Source organism: Carnobacterium sp. GW821-FHT04C06 (genome assembly GCF_059420345.1).
On record NZ_JBWKTN010000005.1, the window covers coordinates 309,318 to 330,251 of the forward strand.

Annotated in this window: 17 protein-coding genes and 1 other annotated feature; of the genes, 3 read left to right on the top strand and 14 right to left on the bottom strand. The window is 34.9% G+C overall.

Annotation, left to right across the window (positions count from 1 at the left end; all coding sequences use genetic code 11):
* Positions 1–117: 117 nt before the first annotated feature.
* Both AC07SW_RS10910 and AC07SW_RS10915 read right to left on the bottom strand, forming a co-directional pair.
* The gene (locus AC07SW_RS10910) at positions 118–465 is read right to left on the bottom strand and encodes a YlbF/YmcA family competence regulator (RefSeq protein WP_034570596.1); all 348 of its coding nucleotides are present in this window, start codon (positions 463–465) and stop codon (positions 118–120) included.
* A gap of 101 nt (positions 466–566) precedes the next feature.
* Positions 567–2,693 carry a PBP1A family penicillin-binding protein gene (locus AC07SW_RS10915; RefSeq protein WP_034570598.1) on the bottom strand — a complete coding sequence of 709 codons (2,127 nt, stop codon included), beginning with the start codon at positions 2,691–2,693 and terminating at the stop codon, positions 567–569.
* Between the two features lie 450 nt (positions 2,694–3,143).
* Between AC07SW_RS10915 and AC07SW_RS10920 the strand changes: the two genes are divergently transcribed.
* Positions 3,144–4,481, top strand: coding sequence for a hemolysin family protein (locus AC07SW_RS10920; RefSeq protein ID WP_238328314.1), 1,338 nt, complete (start codon positions 3,144–3,146; stop codon positions 4,479–4,481).
* A gap of 45 nt (positions 4,482–4,526) precedes the next feature.
* Here AC07SW_RS10920 and AC07SW_RS10925 read toward each other — a convergent pair whose 3' ends face one another.
* From AC07SW_RS10925 to argR, 3 genes are all read right to left on the bottom strand, one after another.
* Entirely contained in the window at positions 4,527–5,387 is an 861-nt protein-coding gene (locus tag AC07SW_RS10925) for an aldo/keto reductase (protein ID WP_494632872.1), read from the bottom strand.
* A 79-nt stretch (positions 5,388–5,466) separates the two neighbouring features.
* Positions 5,467–7,002, bottom strand: a complete 1,536-nt coding sequence (locus AC07SW_RS10930; RefSeq protein ID WP_034570602.1) for a phosphohexomutase domain-containing protein — start codon at positions 7,000–7,002, stop codon at positions 5,467–5,469.
* A gap of 45 nt (positions 7,003–7,047) precedes the next feature.
* Positions 7,048–7,503: an arginine repressor gene (gene argR / locus AC07SW_RS10935; RefSeq protein ID WP_034570604.1), complete on the bottom strand. Its 456-nt coding sequence runs from the start codon at positions 7,501–7,503 to the stop codon at positions 7,048–7,050.
* Positions 7,504–7,672: 169 nt separating this feature from the next.
* Positions 7,673–7,895: a binding site (T-box leader), on the top strand.
* Positions 7,896–7,980: 85 nt separating this feature from the next.
* Here argR and argS point away from each other — a divergent pair.
* The gene (gene argS, locus AC07SW_RS10940) at positions 7,981–9,672 is read left to right on the top strand and encodes an arginine--tRNA ligase (protein WP_494632873.1); all 1,692 of its coding nucleotides are present in this window, start codon (positions 7,981–7,983) and stop codon (positions 9,670–9,672) included.
* A gap of 49 nt (positions 9,673–9,721) precedes the next feature.
* Here the strand turns inward: argS and AC07SW_RS10945 are convergent, their stop codons facing one another.
* The 6 genes from AC07SW_RS10945 to arcA all read right to left on the bottom strand — a co-directional run bounded on the left by AC07SW_RS10945 (position 9,722) and on the right by arcA (position 16,160).
* Positions 9,722–10,183 carry a hypothetical protein gene (locus tag AC07SW_RS10945; RefSeq protein ID WP_119907820.1) on the bottom strand — a complete coding sequence of 154 codons (462 nt, stop codon included), beginning with the start codon at positions 10,181–10,183 and terminating at the stop codon, positions 9,722–9,724.
* 177 nt (positions 10,184–10,360) lie between these two features.
* The gene (locus tag AC07SW_RS10950; RefSeq protein WP_051915652.1) at positions 10,361–11,062 is read right to left on the bottom strand and encodes a Crp/Fnr family transcriptional regulator; all 702 of its coding nucleotides are present in this window, start codon (positions 11,060–11,062) and stop codon (positions 10,361–10,363) included.
* 280 nt (positions 11,063–11,342) lie between these two features.
* Complete coding sequence (gene arcC, locus AC07SW_RS10955; protein ID WP_119907819.1) at positions 11,343–12,287, bottom strand: carbamate kinase; 945 nt, start codon at positions 12,285–12,287, stop codon at positions 11,343–11,345.
* 26 nt (positions 12,288–12,313) lie between these two features.
* Positions 12,314–13,756 (bottom strand): arginine-ornithine antiporter, encoded by a 1,443-nt coding sequence (gene arcD / locus AC07SW_RS10960; RefSeq protein ID WP_034570611.1) that lies wholly within the window; start codon positions 13,754–13,756, stop codon positions 12,314–12,316.
* Positions 13,757–13,874: 118 nt separating this feature from the next.
* A complete protein-coding gene (gene argF, locus AC07SW_RS10965; protein ID WP_034570615.1) occupies positions 13,875–14,891 on the bottom strand; it encodes an ornithine carbamoyltransferase in 1,017 nt (338 codons plus the stop codon).
* Positions 14,892–14,921: 30 nt separating this feature from the next.
* Positions 14,922–16,160: an arginine deiminase gene (gene arcA / locus AC07SW_RS10970; RefSeq protein ID WP_034570618.1), complete on the bottom strand. Its 1,239-nt coding sequence runs from the start codon at positions 16,158–16,160 to the stop codon at positions 14,922–14,924.
* A 508-nt stretch (positions 16,161–16,668) separates the two neighbouring features.
* On the opposite strand from arcA, the gene AC07SW_RS10975 reads away from it, so the two are divergent.
* Positions 16,669–17,970, top strand: coding sequence for an NCS2 family permease (locus tag AC07SW_RS10975; RefSeq protein ID WP_135018377.1), 1,302 nt, complete (start codon positions 16,669–16,671; stop codon positions 17,968–17,970).
* A 48-nt stretch (positions 17,971–18,018) separates the two neighbouring features.
* Here the strand turns inward: AC07SW_RS10975 and AC07SW_RS10980 are convergent, their stop codons facing one another.
* The 3 genes from AC07SW_RS10980 to queG form a co-directional block, all read right to left on the bottom strand.
* Positions 18,019–18,825: a TraX family protein gene (locus AC07SW_RS10980; protein ID WP_463684912.1), complete on the bottom strand. Its 807-nt coding sequence runs from the start codon at positions 18,823–18,825 to the stop codon at positions 18,019–18,021.
* A 149-nt stretch (positions 18,826–18,974) separates the two neighbouring features.
* Positions 18,975–19,487: a tRNA (uridine(34)/cytosine(34)/5-carboxymethylaminomethyluridine(34)-2'-O)-methyltransferase TrmL gene (gene trmL / locus AC07SW_RS10985; RefSeq protein ID WP_034570624.1), complete on the bottom strand. Its 513-nt coding sequence runs from the start codon at positions 19,485–19,487 to the stop codon at positions 18,975–18,977.
* A gap of 27 nt (positions 19,488–19,514) precedes the next feature.
* Positions 19,515–20,666: a tRNA epoxyqueuosine(34) reductase QueG gene (gene queG, locus AC07SW_RS10990; protein WP_238328681.1), complete on the bottom strand. Its 1,152-nt coding sequence runs from the start codon at positions 20,664–20,666 to the stop codon at positions 19,515–19,517.
* Positions 20,667–20,934 lie beyond the last annotated feature (268 nt).

The window sequence follows — 20,934 nt, forward strand, 5'->3', positions numbered from 1 at the left end:
CCCTTTCTTAAATGATTGTTTTATTTTAACAGAATGCACTGGAAAAATAAACAGATGTTCGTTTTTCTTTTAAAAAAGATTCACTATCACTGACGCAATAGTGAATCTTCCAATTGATTATTGACCTTGATATAATTCTTGGATTGGAGACATGATAATACGGTTAATATCGTCAATCAATAAGCTTAATTTTTGTTCTGCTTCCATTAAGTTTTTGATTGTTTCATTTTCTCCAGTTTTCATAGCCATTTCTTGAGCTTCTTTAATTTCTTCTTCTAGAATCTCTTCACCAGACATTTGTTTTTGTTGTAATTTCACTTGGATTCCTTGAAATTCTTGAAACATTTCGTTTGCTTCTGGATTTGCTTTGACTGCATCATAAGCCGCTTTTAAAGCTACATATGCATCTGTTTCTCTTAAATCTTTTTCAAGTTGGTTTGCTGTGTCGTAAATATTATTGCTCATTGATTGAACACTCCTCTAAATGAAATTGTTTATTTTTCTCCTATTAACTATAACATTTCTGACCTATTTAATCTATTCTAAAACGTTTTTTCATGAAATTTTTAGTTTAGCTTTTCTTTAAATTTATTAAACAGATTTCCCGACTTTTCTTTAAGGTAAGAAGATCCTTCTTTAAATTTATCGCCCCAATATTTTGCTCCTTTATCAAACTCATCTTTCCATTTATCAACAGAACCTTTGTTTTCTTCGGTTACTATATTTTGAGCACTTTCAGTATTAAACTTAGTCAGTGGAGTCAGAGGTAAAATATTGGCCATCTCTGATCTAAACAGTGGTGCAACGCCCTCTTCACTTAATCCTTGCAAGTAATGTTCTTCATCTGTTTTATCGTATCCAATCCATGTTGAAAGAACGATATCGGGAGTATACCCCACGATCCATTGATCTTTTGTTCCATTTTTTTCACCAAAGGTTAATTCGGTGCTTCCTGTTTTGCCGGCAATTGTATAACCATTTGGCAAGGCATTTTGTCCTGTCCCATCGTTAAAAACGCCCATCAACATACTCGTCATATCTTTAGCAACTTCTGGGGTTGTCACAGTTGTCATTTTAGGATCTTGATTGTCAACGACTACCGCTCCTGTTGCATCTACAATTTTAGTGATTAAATGGCCGTCTGCGCGCTTGCCTTCATTTGCAAAGGTTGTATAAGCGCTGGCCATTTGAAGAGGTGAGACTCCTTTTGTAAGTCCTCCTAACGCTAACCCTAGGTAACGGTCATCTTCAGTTAACGGAATCCCAAATTTTTCTACCTTATTATAGCCTTTGTCTACGCCGATTTCATCTAGTAACCAGACTGCAGGTGCGTTGATACTGTTGGCTACGGCTTGATACATTGGAACCTCCCCTAAATAAACGTCGTTGTAATTTTGCGGTGTGTAATGGTCAGATCCATAAGAATCTTTCTCGTCTTTTAACATAGAATCTATTTTATACCCTGATTCCAAAGCCGGTGTGTATACAGCTAATGGTTTCATGATCGAACCTGGCTGTACACGAATTTGAGTTGCCCGGTTGTACCCTCTAAAGACATGTTCTCCTCGACCTCCAACTAACGCATAGACACCACCATTTTTAGGATTCATTGCAACTGAACCACTTTGAACAAGTGTCCCATCTGCTGAATATTGGAACAAGTTGTTATTTTGATAGGTTAACTCCATTTTTTGCTGATAGTCTTGATTTAAAGCGGTGTATATTTTATACCCTTTGTTCATAATGTCTTCTTCTTTTAGATCATATTTGTTAACTGCTTCATCAATCACTGCATCAAAGTAATATTTATAGCGATAACCATCAGTGGGATTGTAAGTATCTTCCAATAATAATGGTAAATTTTTAGCTTCCGTTGCTTCTTCTTTAGTTATTTTTTGATTGTCTGCCATTAGGTCTAAAATCAAATTTCGACGTTCAATTGAATGATCCATATGATCAATTGGATTGTAGTAACTTGGTGATTTTAAAATAGCCGCAATTGAAGCTGCTTCAGTTGTTGTGATTTCAGAAGCATGTTTGCCGTAATATTTTTGAGCAGCATCTTCCACACCCCACACACCATTTCCAAAGTAGGCATTATTTAAATACATTTCTAAAATATCTTGTTTGCTGTATTTTTTTTCAATTTCAACAGCTAAAAAAAGTTCTTGTGCTTTTCTGGTCAATGTTTGATTTTGAGATAAGAAAGCATTTTTTGCCAATTGTTGCGTCAAGGTACTTCCCCCGCCCACAACGTTTCCTCGATTTACTACATACCCAACTGCTGCTCTAGCAATTCCTCGCACATCAAATCCGCCATGTTGATAAAATCGTTTGTCTTCTGTTGAAATAACAGCATCTTGAATTGCAGGTGCAATCTTATCTAACGTAACGAAACTGCCTTTTTGAGCATAGAGGCTTCCTGCTTCTTCCCCTTTTTCATCATAAACTTTAGTAGTCTGCTCTAAACCTGCTTTTAAGGATTCTACATTCGCTGACTTCGCTAAATAAAGCAAATAAATGCTCGTTACTAATACTACAACTAATAATGCCAACAAAAATATTTTATGAATATGGTATTTTTTCCAAATACGTTTTCTTGTATGATGGATTTTAATTAGATAGGGTTTTAGCCATTTCCAAAAAACTGCTAAACCCTGTTTTAACTTTTCAAAAAAAGTCGGTTCATTCATGTTTGTTCATCCTTTATATGTTCTAAATTTAGTATTCTTGTTCGATTTTAAACTCTTTCTTATTCTACCAAACATCTCTTCAATTATAAATACATCTCAAGTTGGATAGCACTTTTTAAGCTAACTGTTGGTATTTTTTAGATTTTACTTTATAATTCTATCGTAACGGAGTAAAATTAGATTAAAGAGTTTCTTAAGTTTCTTGCAAATTTTGCTCTTTCCTACTTTAAACTAGAAAAGTGAGGTGAGCCCCTTGGGACAGAAAAACTAACTACATTTCATCTATTTGCTTCTTTTAGTCTTTTAAAACCACCAATGGTGCGCTTATTTGCTCTTTTTGGTTGTCTTAACTACTTAAAAAGAAATCATTCATTACTATTATAACATCAAGGAGGTGGAGTTTACGTTTTTTTACAAAACGTGAACGCACATTTGTCAGTAGGTACCGGTATGATCATATTTTTTATTATTTTAGCCATTGCAGCTTTATTTGTAATGTCTGAATTTGTCTTAGTTCGGATCCGTCCAACAAGACTGGATTTTTTAATTGAAAATGGCAACAAAAATGCGATTTTATTAAAAAAAATGACGAAACATTTAGACACGTATTTATCCGCAACACAATTAGGCGTCACTATCACATCTCTTGCCTTAGGTTGGTTAGGTGACCCTACATTTAAAAAGTTATTTGATACTCTATTTAGCACTATCGATATGCCTTCCTCGGTTTCGAGTATTTTGTCGATCATCGTTTCTTTTTCACTTTTAACTTTTGTTCAAGTGATTGTTGGAGAGCTCGTTCCAAAAAACTTTGCCATCAATAAAACTGAAAAAATTGGTTTATTAATTGCTCGTCCATTACAAGTTTGGTATCGTTTAATGTACCCGATTGTCTTTGTTTTAAATGGCGTAGCTAATGGAATTTCTCGTTCATTTGGCTTGAAAAGTGTTAGTGAATCAGATGAAAGTGTTTCTGAAGAAGAATTGCGAATTATCATGAGCGAAAGCTTAAAAAGTGGTGAAATCAATCGCGATGAGTATCAATTTGTTGAAAATGTATTTGCTTTTGACAATCGAATGAGTCGAGAAATTATGGTTCCCAGAACTGAAATGGTTACTGTTTCAACGGAAATGTCCTTGAAAGAAATCAGTGAGTTAGTTCGAACAGAACGTTACACTCGCTATCCTGTAATTGAAAATGGCGATAAGGATTCTGTGATTGGCGTCATTAATACAAAAGAAATTTTCGCAGCCTATGTCAATTACGTAGAAGCTGGTATTTCTGAAAAATTTAATATTAATAAGTATGTCCGTCCTGTTATTTCTGTTATTGAAACGATTCCGATTAAAGAAATTTTAGTTAAAATGCAGAAAGAACGAAATCAAGTCGCTATTCTAGTTGATGAGTACGGCGGCACAAGTGGGATGATTTCGATTGAAGATATCGTAGAAGAAATTGTTGGCGATATCAATGACGATTATGAAACTTCAGAAGAAGCTGAAATTAGAAAAATTGACGATCATCACTACATTGTGAGTGCGAGAATGTTAATTGATGAGATCAACGAATTATTCGGGCTTTCAATTGAAGAAGATAATGTGGATACGATTGGTGGCTGGATGATGAATGAAAAATATGACATTCAAGAAGGCGACTCTTTAGTCAGTGGAGACTATGTTTTTACCGTCATCAAATCTGCTAAAAGTACGATTGAAACGATTGAAATTAGCCATAAAGAATTAGAAGAACCTTTAACCGAAGTTGAAGTAGAATCTACTGAAGCGTAAATAAAAGAGAGCTTCTTGAACAAACTCGTTCAAGAAGCTCTCTTTTTAATTTGGTCTAATAGAAGATTCTAGTAAGAACGCTTCGTCATCAGGATCTTTAGCATAACGAGTGCCGGTATTTAATGTAGCAATTTCTGCCATATCTTCTTTTGTTAATGAGAAATCAAAAATAGCTGCATTTTCACGAATACGATGTGGCGTCACTGATTTTGGAATCACCACAACGCCGCGTTCAAGGTGCCAGCGTAAAATAATTTGTGCCGCTGTTTTATTGTATTTTTCTCCCAATTTTACTAGGACTGGATTGTTTAATAAATCATTTTTCCCTTGACCTAGCGGGCCCCATGCTTCATGGACAATCCCGTGTTCTTTCATAAAGTCATGTAGTTCGTTTTGCGGAAACTCAGGGTGTGTTTCAATTTGATTAATCATTGGCCTGATCGTTGAATGAGCCATCAAATCTTCAAGATGATGAATTTGAAAATTAGAAACCCCGATTGCTTTAATTTTCCCTTCATTGTACAGCTCTTCCATTGCTTTCCAAGTTTCAATGTAATGAGGTGACGCCCAATGAATTAAATATAAATCAAGATAATCTACACCTAGCCGGTCAATACTCACTTGAAAAGCTGCTTTTGTTTCTTCATATCCATGGTCGTAATTCCAAACTTTTGATGTAATGAAAATTTCTTCTCTTGGAATTTCTAAGCCTTTTAAGGCCTCCCCAACATATTGTTCATTTCCATATATCATTGCTGTATCTACATGGCGATAACCATCTAAAACAGCCGTCATCACTGCTTGAATCAATTCATTTTCTTCTTTTACAAGAAATACTCCTAAACCTAGCTGAGGAATCTTAACACCATTTGCAAGTGTAATACTTTGAGTTAATGCTTTTTCCATTAAATTCTTCACTCCTTTGGGTTCATTAGATAGCACGTCGACTATCTTATTCTCTTAGTTTAACGTAAAAGATTGAAACTTACAAAAAAGAAGCATCTAAATCAGATTGACCGTTGAAAAAAGTTTTTAAGACTTCTTTTAATCTAGCAATAGCTCCCAGTTCATCATTTTCCATTGTCAGAACAAGTAGCGGTTCATGCAAACTGAGACGTAAAATAAACCAACCTTCGCCAAAAACGCCAGTCGTGTTCACTCGGACACCTTCAAAATTTTGCGGTTCTATTGTTAAGTCTGGCGTTTCTCGAATAAAATCACGAAAATCCTCCAGAACATTCGCACCAATTAAAGCAACATCTTCGCCTTCAATTTTAAAGCGAACTTCCTCAGTCTCGACAGGTTGTTTTAAATTGCTGATTAAATCACTTAGCGTTTTTCCAACTTTTTTTAATTTTGCATCTGCAATTAATAACTTCGCAATCAAAAAGGCCCCATCATCTAAAAAATAATTCTCTTTTAGGGCAGCATGTCCACTTGTTTCAATCGCAAGACTTGTTGGAATGCCTTCTTTATTCAAGGCTATGCCTTTATTGATTACATTACGGTAACCTGTGATATAACGGTTTTGTCTACCACCTAATGCTTCAATAAACGTTTTTAAATGTTCTGAAGTTGCTGAATTTGTTACAATCGTCGTTCCCGGGTTTTCTTCAATTAAGATAGCTGAAATCAGTCCAATTAAGTTGTTTCGATTGATTGGTTCGCCATTACTGGAAACGATCGCTGAACGATCAACATCCGTATCAAAAATAATGCCTAAATCTGCACGATTCGTTAAAACAGCGGTTTGAATACTCTTCATCGCTTCTTTGTTATCTGGATTAGGCACATGATTAGGAAAATGACCATCTGGTTCTAAATATTGGCTGCCAGAAGTTGTGGCTCCTAACGGCTCTAAGACAGCGGTTGCAAAAAATCCACCTGCGCCATTTCCTGCATCTACAACAATATGTCGTCCTTTTAAAGGTTCGTTGTAATGCTCTGGATCGTTAATCCCTTGACGAATTTTATCAACTAAATCTGCTGCATAATCTTTTAACAAATAACGAGGTACTACTGAGCCTGACATATTTCCCCAATAGACATAGCTCCAATCCGCGTGTTCTAACATAAACTGAATATCTTCGTGCTCTGCTCCTCCATCTTTTGTAAAAAACTTCAATCCATTGTACTGAAAGGGCAAATGACTTGCGGTAATCATAATCGCTGCATCACAATCATATTCAATATATTGAGTTGCCATAAACATGGCTGGTGTCGTTGCCAATCCAACATCAATAACTTCAAAATTAGCATTAACTAGCCCTTCAATTAAAGCGCTTTTAATTCGTTCGCTAGACAAGCGACTGTCGTGTCCCACTGCAATTCGTAGCGGATAATGCGGGTCATCCACGGCTAATTTTTTAACTTCCTTTAGCCAAAAAGCAAACCCATAGGCTATTCGTTCAATTCGATCATTCGTTAATGTAACAACTTGGTTAGGGGTCTCCAAAGCGACCCCTCTTACATCAGAACCGTTTTGTAATTCGGTTAATACAGGAATGGTTGATTCATTCATAGATAGATGTCCTCCTTAGCAATTGAGCTTTTTTAACAACTTCTCTTAAAAAGAAGTCCATTTACTAAAATAATCGTATAACTTTTTAGCATCTTCTTGATCTTTTGAAATAATCAAAACGGTATCGTTCCCGCCAACGGTTCCTACCATTTCAGGAAAATCAATGGCATCTAATAATGCTGCAATCACATGGGCATTTCCAGGGATGGTCATAACGATTGTCATAAATTCAACTCTTGTTAATTTGATTACCACTTCTCCAATCGTTTGCTCCAATTTTTCTTCTTCTGACATTTTATTATGTTGGAAAATCGTGTATTTAACATTTCCATTTGCAGAGTTGGTTTTAACTAAATTCATCTCTTTGATGTCTCTTGAAATCGTCGCTTGAGTAGCTTCTACACCTTCTTCTTTTAAATAATGAAGCAATTCTTCTTGTGTTGAAATCGCATGGTTGTTAATAATTTGTTTAATAATCATTTGTCGGCTTGATTTTTTCATAATGATAAACGCCTCCTTTATTTTCTCTCCTTTTTTATTATACCAAAACAAAGCTCATTCTGCTTTTATTTCCCACTAACTTTTCATTAAATAGTCAAAAATAACATATTTTAGTAAGATAATGATAGAATTCCGACGGGTTATTTGTTATACTGATAGCAAGTTCATATCACTTTTGTTGAAGAAGAGAGTACTTTTTTAGGGAGTTTTTAGCGAGTTGGGACAGTGAAAGCCAATAACGAAGCAAAAAAGGAAGCGCACTTTGGAAAAAATAATTTGAAATTAAAGTAGAATTATTCGGATTTGTTATCCGTTATCAGTAAACAAGCGGTTTGTGCCTTTATGGTATAGACAATTAGAGTGGTACCGCGGGATAATACCTCGTCTCTTTTTTGACATAAGTCAAAATTGGGCGTTTTTTTTATGCTCTTTTTTCCAAAATTGATTGATAAATAGACACATTAGGAGGAATTTAACATGGATTACAAATTAATTATCGCTGAAACGTTACAAGATCAAATTGGCGACACTTTAACAACTGAAGAAATTTATACCTTGTTAGAAAAACCAAAATCAGTGGATCATGGTGACGTTGCGTTCCCAACTTTTTCATTGGCTAAAATTTTCCGTAAAGCACCACAGCAAATTGCAACAGATTTAGGTGAAAAAATCAGCAATCCAATTATTGCTAAAGTAGAGGTTGTTGGACCTTACTTAAATTTCTTTTTAAATAAAGAAATCATAAGTGACACTATTTTAAAAACAGTCCTTGAAGAAGGTGCTCACTACGGCGACCAACAAATTGGACATGGTGAAAGTATTCCAATCGATATGTCTTCTCCTAATATTGCAAAACCTATTTCAATGGGTCACTTACGTTCAACAGTAATTGGGAATTCCATCGCTGAAATTGTACGCAAAGTTGGATTTAAACCCATTAAAATTAATCACCTTGGTGACTGGGGGACTCAATTTGGGAAATTAATTGTTGCCTACAAACTTTGGGGTTCTGAGGAAAAAGTTAAAGCTGAACCAATCAATGAATTATTGCGTTTATATGTAAAATTCCACGAAGTTGCTGAAACTCAACCTGAATTAGATGACGAAGCTCGTGCTTGGTTTAAAAAACTAGAGGACAATGATGAAGAAGCGGTTGCATTGTGGACTTGGTTTAGAGAAGAATCCCTAACTGAATTCAATCATATCTATGATATGTTAGGTATTACATTTGATTCATTTAACGGAGAAGCCTTCTACAATGATAAAATGGAAGAAGTTGTCTCTATTTTAGAAGAAAAAAATATTTTAAGCATTGATCGTGGCGCAACGATTGTAGATTTAGAAAAATACAACTTAAATCCTGCCTTAATTCGCAAGTCTGATGGTGCAACTCTTTACATCACTCGTGACCTTGCTGCTGCCCTTTATCGTAAACGCAATTACAACTTTGCCAAATCATTGTATGTAGTAGGAAATGAACAAAGCAATCATTTCAAACAATTAAAAGCTGTTTTAAAAGAAGCTGGCTTTGATTGGGCAGAAGATATGCACCACATTCCGTTTGGTTTAATCACGCAAGGTGGTAAAAAATTATCTACTCGTAAAGGGAAAATTGTTCTATTAGAAGAAGTATTAAACGAAGCTGTTGCTTCTGCTAACGAACAAATTTCTGCTAAAAATCCATATTTAAAAGACAAAGAAAAAGTAGCTGATCAAGTTGGGATTGGCGCGGTTGTCTTCCACGATCTTAAAAATGATCGTTTAAACAACTTTGACTTTACTATTGAAGAAGTTGTACGTTTTGAGGGAGAAACAGGGCCTTACGTTCAATACACTAGAGCTCGTGCAATGAGTATTTTACGTAAAGCTAATGTTGAAATAGACTTAACTGCCCCACTTGCTTTATCAGATAGCTACAGCTGGGAAGTTGTAAAATTATTACAAGAATATCCAGACACCATTTCAAGAGCCTATGAAAAATTTGAACCATCTGTAATTGCTAAACACGCGATTCACTTGGCACAAGCCTTCAACAAATATTATGCAAATAGCAAAGTTCTTGCTGATGATGCTGAAAAACCAGCACGTTTAGCTTTAGTTCAAGCAGTTGCAACTATTTTAAAAGAAGATTTACGTTTGCTTGGCGTAGAAGCACCTGACGAAATGTAATAAAAAAACTGGCAGATTCGATAAATACGAATCTGCCAGTTTTTTCTTATTAATTCAATTGTTCGATTGTATAGCCGCTAAATGATGACGTTCCGTATGAGCCAAAGCTAATTTTAGCTGTTTTTGGTCCTTCAATTGATCCTTTTTGTAAGACGAAACTATAGTCAACCGTTTCTTGGTTTGCTAAATCAAAACTTTTCACATCCAAGAGTCCTCCAAAAATAGTTAACTTTCCTTGTGCTTTTTTCAAAGTAACTTTGTACTTATGATTGACGGGTAATTCAACTGTATTGCCAACTCTTCCATCTGTAACCGTTAAGCGATTGCCTTTAAATTCGACTTTACTTGACCACATATCAACTAAATGATACTTCGCTAAATTTGGAGCAGATGTCTCAAAGTTGAAGTCCTCCACAATTGCCGCTGCTTTTGTTGCTTGATTGTTAACTAATAACCCTCCAACGCTTAAAATAGCCATAAAAAGTACACTTAGTAATAGATTTTTTTTCACTTATATCATCCTCTCTTCTTTTGATAATATAACTATATATTATATTTTAAAAAAATAAAAAGATTTATTTACAACTTGCAACGCAATCATTTTTTTTTAGAACTAATCTGACTTTTTTTACTACAAATTGGAATTTAAACCAAAAAAATAAGAAAAAATCAATTCATTGATTTTTTCTTATAAATGATCTTTAAAGTAATCGCTGTCTAGAAAAACAAAAATTTTATGATGATACTCGATTTTTTTTTCTTCTTTCAGCTTCTTCATAGTATGACCCACAGTCTCTCTCGTCGTACCGCTTAAACTGGCCAATTCTTTTAACGTAATCGGATAGGGAATCTCAATCAATTCTGGTGTAATTGGCTCTCCAAGTTTATCCATTAAAATCCCGATTGTTTGAATCACACGGTCCGTCGCACTAGATGTCACACAGTTTTGCAGGCGAACTTCGTGATTTAATAATAATTTAGACAATCTTGTACAAATATAAATCATTTGCTCTTTGTTTTGTAAAACAACTTTCTCAAATACTTGCATCGGAATGTAATACAAGTCGATATCGGTAACAGCATATGCAGAATAATGATACTCCTTATCGGTAAACATGCCACCATAGGGAAATAGCCGTTCTGTTTTAACATAGTCAAAATAGCTGAATGTAGCACTAGCGTCATATCTTTCTAAGCGAACCAATCCTTTTTTCAAAAAATAGATCCGCTCTCTTTGGTCGCCCTCATCAAACAAAATTTGTCCTTTTTTATAATGTCGCATATAGAGATTGCTTTGTAATTCTTCAAATTCTAAATCAGAAAAACCAGCAAATACTTCCGTGTTACGAAGTTCATGAACTTGATTGATATAATTCTCGATTTTCTCCACGATTCTCAACTCCCAAAGGTAAAAAATTTTTTGAACTTTTCACTGACTCTTAAGAAGGTATTTAAGAAAAATGGGAGAAACCAAACCGGTTCACGCATCTTCCCTAAAAATGTATAAACACATTAATCTGTCGAATCCTCCTCTGTAGCAATAAAGGAAAATCCGACAGAAATTCTTTGATTTAATAAGATTTAAAGAAGTGAACCAACCTTACAAACACATTATACATAATGAATGTATAAAAGAGAAATGATACCCTTTTTCTCTCATTTAACTTTCACTATTTTGCAACAACTATCGTTCCCGCGTCTCCTTCTAAAACAGCCCCAATATTTTCTAAAGAAGTAATAATAGCCTTCCCTTGAGGATAATTTTCAACAAAGCTGATGGCTGCTTCTACTTTTGGCAACATGCTACCTGGTGCAAATTGATTGTCCGCAATGTACTCTTTTAATTCTGTCACCGTTACTTCTTCTAATTTCTTTTGATCCGGTTGATTGTAGTTCACATAAACATTGTCAACACCTGTTAATATAATTAACAAATCAGCTTTAACCAGTTCAGCTAGTTTTTGAGAAGCAAAATCTTTATCAATAACCGCTTCAACTCCAACAAGTTCAGCATCTTTTTCAATAACTGGAATACCTCCTCCACCTACTGAAATCGTTAAAACTCCACTTTCGACAAGATGATTGACAACACGATATTCTTTAATGCTGATTGGTTTTGGTGAAGCGACAACTTTACGCCAGCCTCGTCCTGCATCTTCTTTAAAAGTTGCACCGCTTGCTTGCATTTCAATTTTTGCTTCTTCTTCTGTTAAAAATGGACCAATCGGTTTTGTTGGGTTTGCAAAGGCAGGATCTTTTTCATCAACAATGACTTGAGTTACTAAGGCCACGACATCTTTATCAATATGTCGTTTTAGTAATGCACTATTTAACGCGTTTTGCATCCAATAACCAATACTTCCTTCTGTCATAGCTACACATGTATCTAGAGGCATTGCTGGATTTTTTTCACTATTCGCAGCAGCTTGTTGCAATAAGAGATTCCCAACTTGAGGACCATTTCCATGAGAGACAATTAAATCGTCTCCTTTTTCAATAAACTGCACTAAATATTCTGCTGTTTGGTGTAAGGCTTCTTGTTGCGCTTTAGCACTAGCATCTGTAGAAAGAATCGCATTTCCTCCAAGAGCTACTACAACTTTACGTTTTGTCATTCTAATTCATCCTCTCAGTATAAATTTTATAAGTTCGTTACATCGATGGCACCTGTTGCAATTTGGTAAATACAGAATAGGAAAAGGAGGACAATCACGCCTGCACAAATCCATTCTCCTTTTGTAAATATTTTTTCTTTGTTTTCTTTTTGGACCCATGCGTAGATAAAGATACCAGGAGCAAATAAAAGCATGGTAAGCAAGAAGAAGTCAATTCCACCCGCATATACTAACCAGACGCCATAAATACTTGCTAAAATCCCTATGGTAATATTTTGTGTTCTTCTTGGTGTCCCTATTTTTTCTTGAAGAGAATATTTCAATTGATAAAATCCAGTAAATACATAAGGAATCAAGATCGCAGAGGATGCTAATGAAAAAGCAAATTTATACGCTGCCGAGCTGATTAAAAATGTAAATAAGAAAATTTGGATGAGTACATTTGTGAAAATTAATGAATTGATCGGTGCGCCATTTTTATTTTCTTTTGCAAATAATTTAGGGAAGCTGCCTTGTTTTGCTGCTTGGAATGGCAACTCTGCTGCAAACATGGTCCATGCAAGCCATGCTCCTAGAACAGATACAATAACCCCTACATTAATTAACACAGCACCCCATTTACCTACCACACTTTCTAATAGATAAGCCATTGCTGGTTGTTTTAATTCTGCTAATTCTGGACGTGTCATAACGGCTAAAGATAAAACGGTTGTTAATAGATAGATTGCAATAACTGTGATTAAGCCTAGAATCGTTGCTTTCCCAATATCAGATTTCTTTTTCGCACGCCCAGAGAAAACCACTGCACCTTCGATTCCTGTAAATACCCAAACCGTCACAAGCATCGTTCCTCGAACTTGTCCCATCACACTGCCTAATTCAAAATGACCTGAGACTGTTCCCCAGAAATCTGTTGTGAAAACGTCTAATTTAAACGCAATAATCATTGTAACAAAGAAGATTGCAAGTGGAATCATTTTAGCAATTGTTACAACGGTATTAATAATTGAAGCTGTTTCGACACCTTTTAAAATCAAAGCATGAACCAACCACAACATAACGGATGCACCGATTACAGATGCTAAATTTTGACCATCGCCAAAAATAGAGAAAAAATACCCTACTGCACTAAATAAAAGTGTTCCATACGCTACGTTTCCAAGCCAAGCTGCTAGCCAATAGCCCCATGCAGCATTAAAGCCCATGTATTTACCAAAACCTTCACGAGCGTAACTATAAATCCCTGCATCTAAATCAGGACGTTTAGCAGTTAAGTTTTGGAAAGAAAAAGCTAACATTGCCATTCCAAATCCAGCAACTAACCACCCAATAATAATGCCGCCTAACGATGCTTCTTTTGCCATGTCCGTCATTAAATTAAAGACGCCACCGCCAACGATTGAGCCGACAACGAGAGCGACTAAGGGAATAAGACCTAATTTTTTTTCTTGTGTTTGTTGCTCTTCCATCATATTTTCCTCCTTAAATAAATCCACTACACTACTTTTTTATACTTGAAAAAAGAAAAGCACGAGGACTGCAAAACATCCTCATGCTTTTTTCTTCAGTAGTTTAAAACACTGATGATTAAACTCGAGGGATAAATAAATTTCCAAGAGTTGCTGCCATTATTGCTTTGATTGAATGCATACGGTTTTCAGCTTGTTCAAATTGACGACCATATTTGCTACGGAATACTTCATCTGTTATTTCCATTGCTGTAATGCCAAATTTTTCTTTAACATCTTGACCGTATTCTGTTTCTGCATCATGGAAAGCTGGTAAACAATGTAAAATAATTAAGTCTTCATTACCTGTTTTCTTCACCATATCCATATTGATTTGGTAAGGAGTTAGTAATTCAATACGTTCTGCAAATTTATCCTCTTCGCCCATTGAAACCCAAACGTCTGTGTACAAGACATCTGCACCTTTAACTGTTTCAGCAACATCGTCTGAAATCACTAATTTTGCACCAGACTCTTTAGCAAAGCCTTCCGCCATATCGACGATTTTTTGGTCTGTGAAAAGTGATTTAGGTGTACAAATACGAACATTTACCCCAAGAATTGCCCCTGTTACTAATAAGCTATTCGCCATATTGTTACGTCCATCACCTACATAAACTAAATTCACACCTTCAAGACGGCCTAAATTTTCTTTTACTGTTAAGAAATCGGCAATCATTTGTGTTGGATGCCATTCATCTGTTAAACCATTCCAAACAGGAACACCTGAAAACTCTGCTAAGCCTTCGACAACTTTTTGGCTAAAGCCACGGAATTCAATTCCATCAAACATGCTGCCTAATACTTTTGCGGTATCTTCAACAGATTCTTTTTTACCTAACTGAATATCATTTTTACCTAAATATTCAGGATGTGCTCCTAAATCAATCGAAGCTGTTGTAAATGCTGAACGTGTACGAGTAGAGGTTTTTTCAAATAGTAACGCAATATTTTTTCCTTCCAAATAGTGATGAGGAATGCCACGTTTTTTTAAATCTTTTAAATGTGCGGAAAAATCAACTAAATATTCTAATTCTGCACGGGTAAAATCTTTTTCTGCTAATAAACTACGTCCTTGAAATACTTGTTCTGTCATTTTATTTTCCTCCTAATAAATAGATATTAATTATTTTGGTAAATCTTCACGAACTAAAGGCATACTCATACAACGAGGACCCCCACGACCACGAACTAACTCGCTTCCTGGAATAACGTGTAGTTTAATTCCTGCTTCTTCTAGTTTTTTGTTCGTTACAGTATTACGATCATAAACGACTACTTCACCTGGAGCAATTGCTAACGTGTTAGAGCCATCATTCCATTGTTCACGAGCTGCTGCAGTAATGTTGCCACCACCACAACGAATCAAGGTTACTTTTTCTACATTCAAATTGTTTGCTAAAATTTCTTCTAAAGCACCTTTTTCAGCTGTAATAGTCAATTTCCCATTATCGCCTTCAGTAATAGAGTAGACGGTTAAGTCTCCTTCAATTTCTGGGTGGATGGAGAATTTATCATAATCGACCATTGTAAAAACAGTATCCAAATGCATAAATTTACGATTATTCGCAATTGAAAAGGCTAAGACTTTTTTAAAGCCTAATTTTTTAGCAAAGATATTTTTTGCTAATTTTTCAATTGAAGCAGCGTCGGTTCTTTGAGATATCCCAACAGCCATCACATCTTTTGAAAGAACTAATTCATCTCCGCCTTCAATACGAGTTGTTTCACTGCGGTCATACGTCATTGGTACATCTGCATCTTTAAATCTTGGATGATACATAAAAATGTATTTCCCATAAAGTGTTTCACGATTTCTAGTTACTGAGTACATATGATTTAATGAAACACCATTTCCCATAGTTGCAAATGGGTCCCGCGTAAAGTAAAGATTTGGCATTGGATCGATTGCAAATGGGTAATCTGAATCTACCATGTCTGATAAGTTTTTAGCGCCTAATTCAGGAAGTTCTGCTTTTTGAACACCTGCCATTGTTTTTTCAATTAATTCTTTGTTGTCTTTAATAGATAATAATAGTTGACGTAATTGTTCTTTTCTTCTTGATCCTTTAATGGAAGCTTCATTTAAATATTCATCAACAAATTGTTCCCGTAACTCTTGACTAGTTAAAGATTCTGCTGCTAAGTCTTCCAAGTAAACGACTTCAACATCATTGTCTCTTAGGACTTGTGCAAAATTATCATGTTCGATTTGTGCTTGCTCTAGATAAGGGATATCATCGAACAATAATCTTTCTAAATAATCAGGTACTAAATTTTCTAATTCTTTTCCCGGTCTGTGAAGCATAACTGTCTTCAGTTTACCAATTTCAGAAAACACATGAATGGGGTGAGTCATTTCCATTACCTCCTAATAATTTATCCTTGCTACACCCTTAATATACCCCTTTATTTTCTAGTCTATTTGATGGTTTTGGCATACCAAATGAGAAGGATTTCTCATTTTATCAGGCATATCTATATTTATTCTTTAAATCGTATACCAATTTGAAAACGATTACTTTATACTGTATATTTTAGATTTTATACATTTTTTATTAGAGAGTTTTTTTCACATTTTTTTTAAATTTATTAAAATCCCATTAAAAACTAAGTAATTCCAGCTTTTATTTAAGTAGAATCTATCTTATTGCTTCTTTTCTTTAAAATAAACGATAAAATTCTAATTAAATTTCTAGTTCTTTTATCGAAAATCCAGCACTAAAATCTTAACGTTCGGAATGTAAGGGTTTCATTCGTAAAAAAAAGCTTTTTTTTTAAGAAAACCATTAAATAGTCTTGCATTTAGCCTTCAAAGCGAATATCATTAAACATGTAATTATTAAATATTCGTTTTTAGGAGGATTTTCTTCATGTCTAAATTCTTTCGTTTGGAAGAACACGGTACTACGATTCAAACAGAAATTATCGCTGGGTTAACAACTTTTTTAACAATGGCCTATATCATTGTGGTGAATCCAGTTATTTTAAGTTCGGCAGGTGTCCCATTTAATCAAGTCTTTATGGCAACTATCCTTTCCGCTATTGTCGGTACAGGTTGGATGGCCTTATGCGCAAATTATCCTATTGCAATTGCTCCAGGATTAGGAATGAATGCTTACTTTGTAACGGTTGTTGCTAGTGGGGTTGATTACCGTGTTGCTTTTTCATCAGTCTTCTTGGCTGGTATTATTTTCTTACTATTATCCTTTACTTCTTTAAGAGAAAAACTGATTATCGCTATTCCAGAAACGTTAAAATCAGCAATTACAGCTGGTATTGGGTTGTTTATTGCTTTTGTAGGTTTACGTTTATCTGGCGTGATTGTTGGAGATGAGAGTAATCTTGTTAAACTAGGTGATCTACAAAGTATCGGAGTTATCTTAACGTTAATTGGTATTTTACTAAGTGTTGTTTTAATGATTTTAAATGTAAAAGGTTCTTTATTTATCAGTATGATTGTGATTGCAATTATCAGTTTCTTCACTGGTCAAATTCATTTTGACGGATTTATGGCTTTACCAAATTTTGGTCATGAATTAATGATTACAGATCCAATCACACCATTTAAAAATGTCATTGCAAATGGGCTATATGGAGCGGTTTTATCTTTCTTATTGATTACCATTTTTGATACAACCGGTACTATGATTGGTGTTACAAAAAAAGCTGGTTTAATGAAAGACGGCAATTTAGAAAATGCGAAACAAGCCTTACTTGCGGATGCAATTGGTACAACTGTTGGTTCTATTTTTGGAACAAGCCCAACAAGTGCTTATATTGAATCAGGTACTGGAGTTGCTGCAGGTGGACGTACAGGTTTAACAGCTTTAACAGTTGCTGCTATGTTTGCTATCTCAAGTTTCTTCTTTCCTGTTGTTAGTGCGATTTCAAGTGTTTCTGCAATTACATCTCCAGCATTAGTGATTGTTGGTTCAATGATGATGGCAAGTGCTGCTGAAATTGACTGGGAAGATTTATCTGAAGCCTTCCCCGCATTTATTGTAATCTTAACAATGCCGTTAACAAACAGTATTGCAACTGGGTTGGCTTTAGGATTTATCACGTATCCAATTACGAAAGCAATTAAAGGGGAAGCAAAATCTGTTCATCCTTTAGTTTATGCCTTTGCTGTTTTATTCTTCATTCAACTGTTCTTTTTAGGAGGACATTAAAAACAAAAAACACGATGTCTCTTTTGAATAAAAGAGGCATCGTGTTTTTTAATGCTGAATAAAATAAGCGATTAGGCAGAAGAGATAGATATGTGCTGGATAAAAATAATAGAAAAAGTTTCTCATTCCTCTTCCCTTTTTACCATTGTATAGAATGATCGGAACAGCAGCTAAACACATCATCCATTGATAATTTTCTGTAAAAGGATTTCCAGTTCCCGCAAAAAAACTAATGCCCGCTATCACTACTAAAGAAATAAGTTGCCCACTTTTTTTACCATGAAATAGATAAAATAAAACGGCTAGTAAAATAAACAAAGGACCTCCTTCAGATAGAATCGGTAAAGGAACAAGGGTTGTCAAAATTTGAAACAGTACTAAACTAGAATTCGAATTAAGGCCATTCATTAATAATATCGCTCCAAAACTTAATAAAATTGGAACTAAACCTAAAATAAAACCACCTAGTACCTTAACAGGTTTTTTTAATTTCCAATTTTTTCGAATCCCTTCAATAATCCACATATACAGAACTCCTAAAAATAAAGTTCCAAATATATTATTAATCAACACTTCGTTCTCGTTCATAAAGAATCTATTTGCAATTATATTTCCAATTCCCATAAACCAAAAACCATATAATAACCGTAATAAATATTTTTTTCGATTACTTGTATAAATAAATCCTTCTGAACTTGTAAATAAAAAAATTGGGGCTACTAATCGACCCATCCAATGAAACCAAACAGGTGCTCCTAAAAATCCAAAAAACTGTCCTAAATGATCAAAAACCATTAATATAATTCCTAGTAATTTAAGCTGAAAGCTTGTGATCCCTTTTGCTACTTTCTCCATAATAATCCTCACCTCTCCTTTTATCTCTTTTCTACTATAAAGAAGATAAATTGAATTTTAGTGGGATTGACCTTACAAGTAGGCTATTTAGCTTACAATTTTGTAATAAAAAAGGTTATTGCATAAACAACTCTGCAATAACCTTTTCATTAATCCAATTTATCTATCTCACCATAATGATGTGTTAATTCCATATTTTGAAACTCTTGTTGGCGTAGCGCTTCATATATTAAAATAGCTGCTGTATTTGATAAATTCAGAGAGCGAACATGTTCGTCATTCATCGGAATACGCAAACAATCTTCTTCATGCTCACGCATAAATTCTTCTGGTAAGCCAGTTGTTTCTTTTCCAAAGATAAAATAATGATCTTCCTTTGTATCTTTAAGATCAACATCGCTATATACTTCATGACCAAATTTAGTAATTAAGTGCAACTTTCCTTTATTTGCTACCTCTAAAAAAGCAGCTAAATTTTTATGATACTGAATTGCAACATCATTCCAATAATCTAATCCAGCACGTTTTAAATGCTTATCATCTGTCGAAAATCCCAATGGTTCAATTAAGTGTAACGTTGTATTTGTTGCTGCGCAAGTTCTTGCAATATTTCCAGTATTAGCTGGTATTTGTGGTTCATATAATACAATATGGTTTGGCATAATAAAAAATCCTCCTAAAGTAAACAGTTAATCTGCTATTGTTAATCGTTCAATTGCTTTTTTTAATTCTAATTTTGCTTCTTCGTCAGTTTCCTTTTCAAAAGCATCTTTCATAAAAGCAATCAATTCCTCAGTTTTTATTCCAATTTCTCCAATTGCCCAAGCGGCAGTACCTCGAATAACAGGTCTTGGATCTTCTGCGACACATTTTAATAAGTCTGGAACGGCTGATTTATCACGATAATTTGCTAACGCAATAATCGCATTTCGTTGAATAGGTTTTTTCCCGCGCCATGAACCCGCCATCACACCAAAACGCTCTTTAAATTCTCGATTGCTGATGGTTAACAAAGGTTTTAATAACGGTGCTACGTCTTCTGGAACAGGTTCCATTTGCTCATGAAAATGAAAATTTTTGCCTTTATTATAAGGACAAACCATTTGACAAATATCGCACCCATAAATGACATGCCCCATTTTTTTACGATACTCTAACGGCATCATACCTTTAGTCTGTGTTTGATAGGATAGACAGCGTTTCGCATTCATTCGACCATCTCCAAGTAAAGCAGTTGTTGGACACCCTACAATACAGCGGGTACAGTCTCCACAACCATTAGGAACAGGTTTATCTACTGAAAAGGAGATATTCGTAATGATCTCGCCTAAATAAACGTAAGAACCAAATTCTTCTGTAATCAAAAGCCCATTTTTCCCAATAAATCCAAGACCGGCTCTTTGAGCAACTGCGACATCGATTAATTCTCCAGTATCCACCATCGGTTTAAAAGAAACGTCTGCAGCTTCTTCTTTAATGTATGCAATCAATTGATCCATTTTTTCTCTTAAGATGTCGTGATAGTCAGTTCCCCACGAAGCTCGCGCAAATTGACCACGTCGTTCCCCCTTCACCTTTTCTGGCGCTTCCGCCATTTTAGTTGGGTAGGCTAATGCAATTGAAATAATTGAACGTGGTTCTTCAAAAATCAATTCTGGATAAATTCGTTCTTTAATATTTGAATGTTCAAAGCCTGAATGGTGACCTTTTTCCTGTTGTTTTTCTAATTTTTCTTCCAATTCAGTAAAAGGATCGGCAGATGTAAAACCAATTTTGTCAATTCCAATCCGCTTGCTTTCAAGAATGATCTTTTCCTTTAAAGTAATTTCTAAAGCACACACTGAAATCAACTCCTTGTCCATATTCACCTGACTATTATAGCATCTTTTTTAATATTATGTAGGTTCGAACAAAAACAAAAAAAACGTATCGCTTCGGTGTCCAGCACTGCGAAACGATACGTTAGTGAAGCTCATTTTTATTCATTAACTTTTATCAAAATCTGATGGATCTCTGATAAAAACGAATGAATTTAAACAACTTAGGAATAATATAACACCACCATGGAACTGTTGCAACAAAAAAAGTCAGATTAGTACGGTTCTCATT